10 protein-coding genes are annotated in these 11,894 nt (G+C 64.1%); 2 read left to right on the top strand and 8 right to left on the bottom strand.

Features of this window, described 5'->3' with window-relative positions:
• Positions 1-6: 6 nt before the first annotated feature.
• Genes CAG00_RS05275 through CAG00_RS05265 form a run of 3 tightly spaced genes read right to left on the bottom strand, consistent with a single transcriptional unit; the run spans position 7 to position 3,290 of the window.
• Positions 7-981 carry an NAD-dependent epimerase/dehydratase family protein gene (locus tag CAG00_RS05275; RefSeq protein WP_085663660.1) on the bottom strand — a complete coding sequence of 325 codons (975 nt, stop codon included), beginning with the start codon at positions 979-981 and terminating at the stop codon, positions 7-9.
• Positions 969-2,306, bottom strand: coding sequence for a UDP-glucose/GDP-mannose dehydrogenase family protein (locus tag CAG00_RS05270; protein ID WP_085663659.1), 1,338 nt, complete (start codon positions 2,304-2,306; stop codon positions 969-971). Before CAG00_RS05270 ends, CAG00_RS05275 begins: the two co-directional genes overlap by 13 nt.
• A 48-nt stretch (positions 2,307-2,354) precedes the next feature.
• Complete coding sequence (locus CAG00_RS05265; protein ID WP_085663911.1) at positions 2,355-3,290, bottom strand: LysR family transcriptional regulator; 936 nt, start codon at positions 3,288-3,290, stop codon at positions 2,355-2,357.
• A gap of 118 nt (positions 3,291-3,408) precedes the next feature.
• Here CAG00_RS05265 and CAG00_RS05260 point away from each other — a divergent pair, with 118 nt between their 5' ends.
• A complete protein-coding gene (locus CAG00_RS05260) occupies positions 3,409-4,272 on the top strand; it encodes a type 1 glutamine amidotransferase domain-containing protein (RefSeq protein ID WP_085663658.1) in 864 nt (287 codons plus the stop codon).
• Between the two features lie 120 nt (positions 4,273-4,392).
• Positions 4,393-5,439, top strand: coding sequence for a class I SAM-dependent methyltransferase (locus tag CAG00_RS05255; protein WP_075045114.1), 1,047 nt, complete (start codon positions 4,393-4,395; stop codon positions 5,437-5,439).
• A 156-nt stretch (positions 5,440-5,595) separates the two neighbouring features.
• Here the strand turns inward: CAG00_RS05255 and CAG00_RS05250 are convergent, their stop codons facing one another.
• The 5 genes from CAG00_RS05250 to CAG00_RS05225 all read right to left on the bottom strand — a co-directional run bounded on the left by CAG00_RS05250 (position 5,596) and on the right by CAG00_RS05225 (position 11,875).
• Entirely contained in the window at positions 5,596-6,840 is a 1,245-nt protein-coding gene (locus tag CAG00_RS05250; RefSeq protein ID WP_003248123.1) for a saccharopine dehydrogenase family protein, read from the bottom strand.
• Positions 6,841-6,871: 31 nt separating this feature from the next.
• A complete protein-coding gene (nspC, locus tag CAG00_RS05245; protein WP_013972889.1) occupies positions 6,872-7,969 on the bottom strand; it encodes a carboxynorspermidine decarboxylase in 1,098 nt (365 codons plus the stop codon).
• A 368-nt stretch (positions 7,970-8,337) separates the two neighbouring features.
• Positions 8,338-9,255 (bottom strand): pyridoxal-phosphate dependent enzyme, encoded by a 918-nt coding sequence (locus CAG00_RS05240; protein WP_085663657.1) that lies wholly within the window; start codon positions 9,253-9,255, stop codon positions 8,338-8,340.
• The gene (locus CAG00_RS05235) at positions 9,252-9,926 is read right to left on the bottom strand and encodes a transcriptional regulator (protein ID WP_085663656.1); all 675 of its coding nucleotides are present in this window, start codon (positions 9,924-9,926) and stop codon (positions 9,252-9,254) included. The genes CAG00_RS05240 and CAG00_RS05235 overlap by 4 nt, the downstream gene beginning before the upstream one ends.
• Positions 9,927-10,171: 245 nt before the next feature.
• Entirely contained in the window at positions 10,172-11,875 is a 1,704-nt protein-coding gene (locus CAG00_RS05225; protein ID WP_085663654.1) for an amidase, read from the bottom strand.
• Positions 11,876-11,894 lie beyond the last annotated feature (19 nt).

The following is an 11,894-nucleotide window of genomic DNA, read 5'->3' as shown; positions in this document are numbered from 1 at the left end:
CGCGGCTCAGACCCGGTAGAAATCCCGGTACCAGCCAACGAAGGCGTTGACGCCGTGTTCCAGCGATGTGCCGGGGGTGTAGTCGATCCAGCGTGCCAGCGAGCCGACGTCGGCCCAGGTTTCCAGCACATCACCTGCTTGCAGCGGCAGGTAGTCGCGTCGGGCCTTGATGCCCAAGGCATGCTCCAGGCATTCGACGAAGTGCAGCAGCCGTACCGGCTGACCTCGGCCAATGTTGAACAGCTGGCAGGGCGGTTGCCCCTCGGCCGGCAGTGGCGGCTTCAGGCGCAGGCGCACAATGCTCTCGACGATGTCGTCGATGTAGGTGAAGTCGCGCCCCATCAGGCCGTTGTTGTAGACCTCGATCGGCCGGCCCTCGAGCATGGCGCGGGTGAACTTGAACGGCGCCATGTCGGGGCGGCCCCAGGGGCCGTATACGGTAAAGAAGCGCAGGCCGGTGGTCGGCAGCTGGTACAGGTTTGCGTAGCTGTGCGCCATCAGTTCATTGGCGCGCTTGCTGGCGGCATACAGCGACAGCGGTTGCTCGACCGGGTCGTCGACGCTGAACGGCAGCTTGGCGTTGGCACCGTACACCGAACTGCTGGAGGCGTAGATCAGGTGGCGGGTTGGCTGCTGGCGGCAGGCCTCGAGGATGTTGAGAAAGCCGACCAGGTTGGCCTGGCCATAGGCGCCGGGGTTGTCCAGCGAATAGCGCACCCCGGCCTGGGCTGCCAGGTGGATCACTTCACTGAACGCCTGGCCGGCGAACAGCTGTTGCAGTTCGCTCGGGTGGGCGATGTCGAGGGTGTGGAAGCGGAAATTGGCAAAGCCGAACAACTGCTGCAGGCGCGCCAGCTTCAGCTGGACGCTGTAGTAGGCGTTGAGGTTGTCGATGCCGACCACCTCGATGCCTGCTTCGCACAGGCGCCGCGCAACATGGTAGCCGATGAAGCCGGCCACGCCGGTAATCAGTACGGGCATGCTGGCTGCACCTGGCCACGGCCGATGCCGTAGTAAGTCAGGCCGGCGGCGGCCATGTGTTCGGGTTCGAACAGGTTGCGCCCGTCGAATACCACCCGGTCGGCCAGCTGTTGCGGCACCTTGTCCAGGTTGAGCACACGGTAATCCTGCCATTCGGTGACGATCACCAGGGCATCGGCGCCGTGCAGAGCATCGTCCTTGCACGGCACCAGTTGCAGGTCGGCGCGCGGGCCATAGTGCCGCTGGATTTCTTCCATGGCCTGCGGGTCATGGGCCTGCACCCGCGCGCCGGCGGCCCACAGCGCTTCCAGCAGGACCCGGCTGGAGGCCTCGCGGATATCATTGGTATTGGGCTTGAACGACAGCCCCCACAAGGCGAAGACCTTGCCCCGCAGGCCGCGTGGGTAGTGGCGCTGGATCTTGCTGAACAGCCGGCCCTTTTGCTGCTCGTTGACCGATTCCACCGCACGCAGCAGTTGCGGCTCGAAGCCTTCGGCCTCGGCGCTGCGGCGCAGGGCTTGCAGGTCCTTGGGGAAGCACGAGCCGCCAAAACCGCAGCCGGCATAGATGAAGTCGTAGCCGATGCGCGGGTCCGAGCCGATGCCACGGCGCACCATTTCGATGTCGGCGCCCAGGTGCTCGGCCAGGTTGGCGATTTCGTTGATGAACGAGATCTTGGTCGCCAGCATGCAGTTGGCCGCGTACTTGGTCAGCTCGGCGCTGCGCGCATCCATGACCATGAGCTTTTCGCGGTTGCGGCTGAACGGCAGGTACAGCTCGCGCAGCAGCTCTACCTCGGCGGGTTCCGCGCCACCGATGATGATGCGCTCCGGGCGCATGCAGTCATCGACTGCCGAGCCTTCCTTGAGGAACTCGGGGTTGCTGACGACGTGGAAGCGGCTGGTATCGGCCACGGCCTGGGCGATGCGCGCCTTGATGCGGTGCACCGTGCCGACCGGCGCGGTGGATTTGTTGACGATCAGCTTGGGGCCGTCGGCATGTTCGAGAATGCTGTCGACCACGGCAAACACGTGCTTCAGGTCGGCGCTGCCATCGGCCTGGGGCGGGGTGCCGACGGCAATGAACTGCAACCTGGCATAGTTGGCCGCTTCGCTGGCGTCGGTGGTGAAACGCAGGCGGCCGCAGGCCAGGTTCTTCTCCAGCATCGGCGCAAGGCCGGGCTCGAAGATCGGGCAATGGCCTGCATTGAGGCTGGCGACCCGCTCGGCGTCGACATCCATGCACAACACCGAGTGCCCCACCTGGGCCAGGCACACTGCCTGGGTGAGGCCGACATAGCCGGTACCGAAAACCGTGACCTTCATTTGACAGCTCCTTGGCGAGAAAGCTGAAAAAAAATGTCACAACGTTGTTTAGATATTGTTACTTGCGCAGGCCGCTGCTTCCTGGGCGACGTTCCACAGCTGCTGGCGGAACCAGCGCCGCAAGGGGTCGGCGTGGGTGCGTTCATGCCATATCTGCATCACCTCGATTGCGGGCAATGTCAGCGGCAGCGGGTACATGCGCAGGTCGTCATCACGCTCGGTGGCTTCGATGGCCAGCGAGCTCAGGCAGGTGAGCAGCAGGTCGGTGCCGCGCAGCAGGCGCGTGGGGGCCACGAAGCTCGACAGGCCAGCCACGACCCGTCGTTGCATGCCCTGGCTGCGCAAGGCGCGGTCGACCAGGCCATCGAGGTCGCCGGTCAGGGTGGTGAGCAGGTGGTCGCTGGCGAGGAAGCTATCGAGGTCCAGGCCTTGGTCCGCGGCTGGATGACTGCGCGAGGCCAGCACAACGAAGTGTACGGTGAGCAGGCGCTGTTGGTGGAAGGTTTCCGGGAGGTCGGTATAGAACCCGGCAACGGCCAGGTCACAGGTGCCTTTCTCCAGCTCTTCGCGAGGGAGCTGGCCACGGGTGTTGTGGGTGACCAGCGTCAGGTTCGGCGCCTGGCTGCGCAGGATCGGCAGCAGCCTGGGCAACAGCGTCTGTTCTACATAATCGGTGCTGTACAGGTGCAGGCGGGCAGGGCGGGCAAGGAAGTCCTGCCCTTCGCAGCGTTCATAGAAGCCTTCCAGGCCCACTACCAGGCGTTCTACCTCGGGCGCCAGTTCGTGGGCGCGTGGCGTCGGGGTCAGGCCCCTGGGCGCGCGGACGAACAGCGGGTCGCCAAACTGATGGCGCAGCTTGTTGAGCTTGTGGCTGAGGGCGGGCTGGCTCAGCGCCATGCGCTGGGCGGCGAGGGTGGCGTTGCGTTCCTGATACAGCACATGGAACAGGTACAGCAGGTTGAGGTCCTTGCTGGAGATATTCATTTTCTGGATCGCAGACATGAGAGCTTTCGAATTATCGAATCATAGCCTTGCCATTAGCATGAACGCATCCCGCCGATATGAGCGGACGGCTCTTTTTGCCTGATCAGGAGATTGTTGCATGACCAAGATGTCCCGGCTTGCCCTGGCTGTTGCCAGCACCCTGCTTGCCGCCGGCGCCCACGCTGCGCCCAAGGGAGAGGTGCTGGTGCTGTTGTCCAGCGAGCACCAGCTGCCCCTGCAGGACGGCAAGCGCTACGCCACTGGCTACTACCTCAACGAGTTCGGCGTGCCAGCCGACCAATTGCTCAAGGCTGGCTACAAGCTGGTGCTGGTAACCCCCAAAGGTAATGCCCCGAGCGTCGACCAGCGTTCGATCGACCCACGCTACTTTGCCGGTGATGCGGTGGAGATGCGCCGAATCGAGAAAGTCGTGCAAGGCCTGCCGGGCATTGACGATACCCTGTCAGTGAAAGAGGTCCTGGCAGGTGACCTGGGCCGCTATGCGGGGCTGTTCATCCCCGGCGGTCATGCGCCCTTGATCGACCTGGCCAACAACCCGGACGTGGGCGCCTTGCTGCGGCATTTCCACCAGGCCGGCAAGCCCACAGCCGCCATCTGCCACGGCCCCATCGCCTTGCTCTCGGCCCAGCAGGACCCGGCGAGCTATCAGTCGGCGCTGGCGCGTGGTGAAAAGCCGGCAGCCACCGACTGGCTGTACAAAGGTTACAAGATGACCATTTTCTCCGACCCGGAGGAGCAGGTGTTCGAAGCTTCGCTCAAGGACCAGCGGCTGTTGTTCTACCCGGCCAACGCCATGGCAATGGCAGGGGGCGACATGGGCTACGCCAAGGCCTGGCAACCCAATGTGGTGGTGGACCGCGAACTGATCACCGGGCAGAACCCGTTCTCGGACAAGGTGCTGGCCAAGGTACTGCTGGAAAAGTTGGCAGGGCAGGCAAAGGCCGCTGATCAGGGCATCTAGACTTACAAGTGGCCTGCATCGGGCAACGCTCGGCAGGCCGATACCATTCAACCGACCACCGCCTCCCCGGAGCGGATGTCCCTCGCTGGCGATGGCCTTCTTTGCAGAGGAGGGCAGGTCATGGACGAGGCAAGGCTTCACGACTTCATGGGCAAGCTGGTGGGCGACATGGGCGCCGCGGCGACCTTGGCCAACGTGATTCTTGGCGATGAGCTAGGGTTGTACCGGGCCATGGCCGACAGCCAACCGACCACCCCCGAGGCGCTGGCGGAAAAGACCGGCTGCCACCCGCGGCTGGTGCGCGAATGGCTCAGCGCCCAGGCCGCCTCGGGCTACATGGTGCATGACAAGGGCCGTTTCGTGTTGCCTGAAGAGCAGGCCATGGCCCTGGCGCTGGAGGATTCCCCGGCCTACATGGCCGGTGGTGCGGCGGTGGTGGCCGCGCTGTTCCACGACAAGGACAAGCTGGTCGCGGCCATGCGCGGCGACGGCGGGCTGGCCTGGGGCGACCATCACCCCTGCATGTTCAGCGGCACCGAACGGTTCTTCCGGCCGGGTTACCGCACCTTCCTGGTGGCCGAATGGCTACCGGCGCTGGAGGGCGTGGTGGCCAAGCTGCAAGCGGGCGCCAAGGTGGCGGATGTGGGCTGTGGGCATGGCGCTTCCACGCTGGTCATGGCCCAGGCGTTCCCGGCATCCACCTTCGTCGGCTACGACTACCACGGGCCTTCCATCGCCACCGCCAACGAGCGTGCGCGCGAGGCGGGGTTGGCGGGGCGGGTGAGCTTCCAGCAGGCCAGCGCCAAGGACTACCCGGGGCATGACCATGACCTGGTGTGCTTCTTCGATTGCCTGCACGACATGGGCGACCCGGTGGGGGCTGCTAAGCATGCCTACCGTGCGTTGAAGGCCGACGGCACGGTGATGCTGGTGGAGCCTTATGCCGAGGATTCGCTGGAGGGCAACCTGACACCGGTCGGGCGCTTGTTCTATGCGGCGTCGACGTTTATCTGCACGCCCAATTCGTTGTCGCAGGAGGTGGGGTTGGGGCTGGGTGCGCAGGCGGGGGAAGCGCGGTTGCGGGCGGTGTTCGAGGAGGCGGGTTTCGGCCGGTTCCGGCGGGCGACGCAGACGCCGTTCAACCTGATTCTGGAGGCTCGGAAGTAGAGGTAAGCCTGTGCCGGCCCTTTCGCGGGCACGCCCGCTCCCACAGGGCCCCACCTGAGGCCGGCGAAAACCCTGTGGGAGCGGGCGTGCCCGCGAAGAGGCCGGGCCTGCAAAAGCAGAAGGGGCGCCTTGATGGCGCCCCCTCTGTCTTGCTGCTTAGGCTTCAGCGTCCCAGGGACGATCGCCTTTTTCATCCTTGACGCGGGTCGGCAGGCCCATCACGTCCAGCGCCTTGAGGAACGGCTCTGCTGGCAGCTCCTCGACGTTGACCATGCGCTTGGCATCCCACTCGCCACGGGCGACCAGCAGGGCGGCAGCCACTGGCGGTACACCAGCGGTGTAGGAAATACCCTGGCTGTCGGTCTCGGCGTAGGCTTCTTCGTGGTCGGCCACGTTGTAGATGAACACTTCGCGCGGCTGGCCATCCTTGGTGCCCTTGACCAGGTCACCGATGCAGGTCTTGCCGGTGTAGCCCGGGGCCAGCGAGGCTGGGTCCGGCAGCACGGCCTTGACCACTTTCAGTGGTACCACTTCCAGGCCTTCGGCGGTTTTCACCGGTTGCTCGGAGAGCAGGCCCAGGTTCTTCAGCACGGTGAACACGTTGATGTAGTGCTCGCCGAAGCTCATCCAGAAACGCACGTTCGGCACGTTGAGGTTCTTCGAAATCGAGTGAACTTCATCGTGGCCGGTCAGGTACAGGTTCTGCGAACCTACCACCGGCAGGTCGTCGGTACGCTTGACCTCGAACATGGTGTTGCTGGTCCACTGGCTGTTCTGCCAGCTCCACACTTGCCCGGTAAACTCGCGGAAGTTGATTTCCGGGTCGAAGTTGGTGGCGAAGTACTTGCCATGCGAACCGGCATTGACGTCGAGGATGTCGATCGAGTCAATGCTGTCGAAATACTGTTGCTGCGCCAGCTTGGCGTAGCTGTTCACCACACCCGGGTCGAAACCGACGCCGAGAATGGCGGTAATGTTCTTTGCCTGGCACTCTTCGAGGTGTTTCCACTCGTAGTTGCCGTACCACGGCGGGGTCTCGCAGATCTTGCCCGGCTCTTCGTGGATGGCGGTGTCCAGATAGGCGACACCGGTATCGATGCAGGCACGCAGCACCGACATGTTGAGGAAGGCGGAACCAACGTTGATCACGATCTGCGATTCGGTCTCGCGGATCAGCGCCTTGGTTGCCTCGACATCGAGGGCATTGAGCGAGAAGGCCTGGATGTCGGCGGGTACCTTGAGGCTACCCTTGGCCTTGACGCTGTCGATGATGGCCTGGCATTTGGAGATGTTCCGTGACGCGATGGCGATACGACCCAGTTCGTCGTTATGCTGCGCGCACTTGTGGGCCACCACCTTGGCGACACCTCCTGCACCAATGATAAGAACGTTCTTCTTCAATTTATCCCTTGCTCCTTACTGAAAGCCGGTCTTACGACAGGCTGGAAACGTAGTCTTCGAAACCGAACTCGCGCACCACTTCGACGCTGCCGTCGAGTTGCTTGACCACGATGGATGGCATTTTCAGACCGTTGAACCAGTTTTTCTTGACCATGGTGTAACCCGCCGCGTCGACGAACGACAGGCGATCACCGATGGCCAGCGGACGATCGAATTGGTATTCGCCGAAGATGTCACCGGCCAGGCACGACTTGCCGCAGACCATGTAGGTGTGCGCGCCGTCGTTGGGGGCCATCTTGGCGTTGAGGCGGTAGATCAGCAGGTCGAGCATGTGCGCTTCGATCGAGCTGTCGACCACGGCCAGGTGCTTGCCGTTGTACAGGGTGTCGAGCACGGTCACTTCCAGCGAGGCGCTGTTGGTGATGGCGGCTTCGCCCGGCTCCAGGTACACCTGAACGCCGTATTTTTCCGAGAAGGCTTTCAGGCGCGCGCAGAAGGCGTCCAGCGCGTAGTCTTCACCGGTGAAGTGGATGCCGCCACCGAGGCTTACCCACTCGACCTTGTGCAGCAGGTGACCGAAGCGCTCCTCGATGTGCGTGAGCATCTTGTCGAACAGGCCGAAGTCGCCGTTCTCGCAGTTGTTGTGGAACATGAAGCCGGAGATCTGCTCGATCACCTGTTCGACCTTGGCCGGGTCCCATTCGCCCAGGCGGCTGAACGGGCGGGCAGGGTCTGCCAGCAGGTAGTCGGAGCTGCTGACCTGCGGGTTGACGCGCAGACCACGGACCTTGCCTTCGGACTGTTCGGCGAAGCGCTGCAACTGGCCGATCGAGTTGAAGATGATCTTGTCGCAGTTCTCGAGCATTTCCTCGACCTCGTCGTCGGCCCAGGCCACGCTGTAGGCGTGGGTTTCGCCGGCGAACTTCTGGCGGCCGAGCTTGAGCTCGTACAGCGACGAAGAGGTGGTGCCGTCCATGTACTGTTGCATCAGGTCGAAGACCGACCAGGTGGCAAAGCACTTGAGGGCGAGCAGCGCCTTGGCACCAGAGTGTTCGCGCACGTAGGCGATCTTCTCCATGTTGCCCAGCAGCTTGGTTTTATCGATGAGGTAGTACGGCGTCTTGATCATTTAAAGGCCCCCGGCCAGGCCGGCCAAAAAAAGGACACGCATTGTGCCTTCACTTGCCGCAGACCGAAAGGGTGGGTTACGCATTTCGTCGTGGTTGACGCTGTTGCGAGAGGATTTTTCCGGTTGCGGCGGGCTCAGTAGAACAGCGGCATGTGACTATCGTAATCAGCAACCGGGTGCCGCAAGGAGAATCCGATGAGCAACGTTCTGTGCTGGATGGCACGGGCTACGCCCGTGTTCGCGGGTGAACCCGCTCCCACAGGGATTGCGCTTGCTTCAAACCTTGCACAGTCCTGTTGCTACTTCAATCCTGTGCAGTCCAATCTGTGGGAGCGGGTTTACCCGCGAAGAGGCCGGTACAGGCAACCTCAATCAACCTGCTGCAACCACGCCTGGATCTGCTCCAGCGTGGCGGTAGCCCCGCCACAAACCACCACCAGCACATTCTGGTACTGCGCCAGGGCGCCCGATGCATAGGCCAACGCCAAAGCAGCCCCACAGGCAGGCTCCACCAGCACGCGATGGTCCAGCAGGAACCGCTCGCACGCCTCCAGCGCAGCGCGGTCAGTGACCAGATGGCTGTGCACCGGATGCTCCTTCACGCACACCAGCGCCTGGTCAGCCACACGCTTGGCCCCCAGCGAGGTCGCCACCGAGGCAATACGCTCCAGCTCCACCGAATGCCCCGCCTGCATGGCCGCATGCAGCGATGCCGCGCCCTCGGTTTCAACCGCCAGCACCGGCACATCGCCCCAGCCGTTGCGCTGTAGCCCCTCGACCACACCACTGAGCAATCCGCCGCCGCCTACCGACAACACCACGGCATCCGGTTTCACGCCGGCCTCGGCGACTTCATCCACCAGGCTGGCATGCCCTGCCCACAGCAGCGGTTCGTCGAATGGGTGAATGAAGGCGTCATCCGGGCCGACCAAGGTCTGCGCCAGGGCGTTGGCCTCTTGCCAGGAGCTGCCATGCACCTCCAACTTGGCGCCCTCCAGGCGCAGCAGGTCCTTGGCCCGCTCGGTGGTGGTCTCGGGCACTACCACGGTCACCGGCACGCCCAGCTTGCGCCCGGCATAGGCCACTGCCAGGCCGGCGTTGCCGCCCGAGGAAGACACGAAATGCCGCGCGCCACGGGCATGGTGCACCTCACAGGCGTGGCCCACGCCGCGCAGCTTGAACGAGCCGCAGGGCTGCAGGGCATCGAGCTTGAGCCAGACGTTGCTGCCCGCGGCCAGTGACAGCGGGCGGGATTCGATCAGGGGGGTATGAACATGCAAGGTCATTGGCTGGCTCCGCGCAGTTGCTCGAGGTAGTTGTAAACGGTGTAGCGGGTCACACCCAGGGCGCTGGCGGCCTTTTCCACGCCGCCCTTGACGATGAACAGGCCACGCTCCTGCATCACTCGCACGGCCTCGACCTTGGCCTGCTTGTTCATCCGCCCCTGGCCGCTGCGCTGCAGGGATGCCTGGATTATCTCGCTCATCAGCAGTTCCATGTCGGCGGGTTCATTGACGGCAGGTGTGGCCCCCAGCGGTTGGAACTGCTGAAGAAAGTTCATGGCGGCATCCAGGCCGGTGACGTCGGTGTTGACGCAAAGGCTGGCGAAGGGGTGGCCGCTGCGGTCGCGGAAGATGGCCGTGGCGCTGCGCAGAGTGCGGCCCTTCAGCGTGGTGGGGTAGTCGGGCAGCACCACCGGCTCACAGCCGTGCTGATCGGCCGAGGCCTGCATCAGTGCCTTGAAACCCAGGTCCTGTTCAGGGGCGGCGAGGATCGGGCTACCGATGCTGCGGCCGGAAAGGTGGCCGTTGACGATCGCCACCACGGAGTGTTCCGGGTGATCGAGGTCGTGCAGGAGGATTTCCATGTTGCGCGCGGCAACGCTACCCAGGGCCTGGATGGCGGCCTTGAGGACGGTGAGGGTGAGCTGGCGTTCTTCGCTTGGGGTGATAGGCATGGCAGATCGCAAAATCAACGTTTTGTGTATTTTTACACATAAAGTTGAATTTTACGATCTATTGTGGACTGCACAGCCCTGTAGGAGCGGCCTTGTGTCGCGATAGGGCTGCGAAGCAGCCCCAGGATTTCAGCGTACATGCACAGATTGTTGGGGCTGCTTCGCAGCCCTATCGCGACACAAGGCCGCTCCTACAGGAATTGCGCATGGATCGAGGTAGATAGGCGGCGATGCAGCCCCAGTACTCAGCTCAGGGCCGGGGTGCGCGGTGGGATCATCCGACGCGACCCGGTCGCCTCGAAGGCCGCACCAAAGCTCAGCAGCGCATTGTCGCTGTAAGCCCGGCCTGCAAAGGTCAGCCCCACCGGCATGCCGATATCGGCCATCACACCCATCGGCACGGTCACGGTCGGCACGCCCAGGTGACGGATCGCCAGGTTGCCGTTGGCCACCCAGATGCCGTTGCTCCAGGCAATGTCCGCCGATGCCGGGTTGACGTCGGCATCGGCCGGGCCCACGTCGGCCACGGTGGGGAACAGCACCGCGTCCAGGCCCAGGTTGTCCATCCAGTCTTCCAGGTCGATCTTGCGGGTCTGCTCCAGGCCGCGCAGGCCGTCGGGCAGGGTCTCGATCTGGTCCCAGGTCTTCAGGCCACGCTTGGCCATGTTGACGTACTCGTCCATGCCGGCGGCCAGGTCGTCCTCACGGTTGGGCAGGGTGCCCGGGTCGTGGGGGAAGATCTGCGGCCCGTCGACATCGGCCAGGCGGTTGAGCCTGGGGTCATCGTTGGCGCGCAGGAAGTCGTCGAAGGCCCACCCCGACAGCTCCCACAGCTCGTCATGCAGGAACTCCTTGCTGACGATGCCGCGGTTGTACACGGTCGGTGCGCCCGGGCGGTCGCCCTCGCAGTTGGACACCAGCGGGAAGTCCACTTCCAGCACTTCGGCACCAGCCGCCTCCAGTGCCTGACGGGCCTGCTGCCACAGGTCGATCACCGTGGCGCGGGTGTTGATGCGCTGGCCAGTCGGGCCGCCGATGCCAGGCTTCTCGGAAGTACCGGCCTCGGCATCGGCGTTGATGTACATGCGCGGCACGCCAAAGCGCTTGCCCTTTAGCGCGCTGGCATCCACGGCCAGGTCCAGATACGAAGCCGGGCGCACCGTCGAAGCCGCCGGGATTGGCACCCAAGGTTGCAGGCGCCACAGGTCGCCGCGCTTGTCGGCGTCGTCGGCTACGACCACGTCGAGGATTTCCAGCAGGTCGGCCATGGTGCGGGCATACGGCACCACCACGTCCATGGTCGGTGTCAGCGGCCAGTTGCCACGCACCGAAATCACCCCGCGCGACGGGGTATAGGCGCACAGGCCATTGTTGGACGCCGGGCCACGGCCGCTGGACCAGGTTTCTTCGGCCAGGCCGAAGGCACTGAAGCTGGCAGCGGTGGCGGTTCCGGCACCGTTGGACGAGCCCGAGGCGAACGGTGCGGTCAGGTAGTTGGCGTTGTACGGGCTTTCGGCGCGGCCATACACGCCGCGTTGCATGCCACCGTTGGCCATGGGCGGCATGTTGGTCTTGCCCAGGCACACGGCGCCGGCGGCGCGCAGGCGTTCAATGGTGAAGGCGTCGCGCTGGGCCACCAGGTCCTTGAAGGCCGGGCTGCCGGAGGCAGCGGTCAGGCCTTTGACCAGGTAGCTGTCCTTGGCGGTGTAGGGGATGCCGTCCAACGGGCTCAGGACCTGGCCTTTGGCGCGACGGGCGTCGGAGGCTTCGGCCTCTTTCAGCGCCTCGGGGTTGCGCACCACCACGGCGTTCAGGGCAGTGGCGGTGTCGGCGCCATCGTAGGCATCGATGCGCGCCAGGTAGGCCTGGACCAGCTCGACCGCCGTCGTGCGGCCCGACTCGAGCGCGTCGCGCAGCTCGGCAATGGAAACCTCGGTTACCTCGATCATGCGTTCACCAAAAAAATGT

This window comes from Pseudomonas sp. B5(2017) (assembly GCF_002112825.1).
GTDB classification, from domain to species: Bacteria; Pseudomonadota; Gammaproteobacteria; order Pseudomonadales; family Pseudomonadaceae; genus Aquipseudomonas; species Aquipseudomonas putida_Z.
The sequence above is the reverse complement of the archived record's forward strand: the minus strand, read 5'-3'. Positions and strand labels throughout refer to the sequence as shown.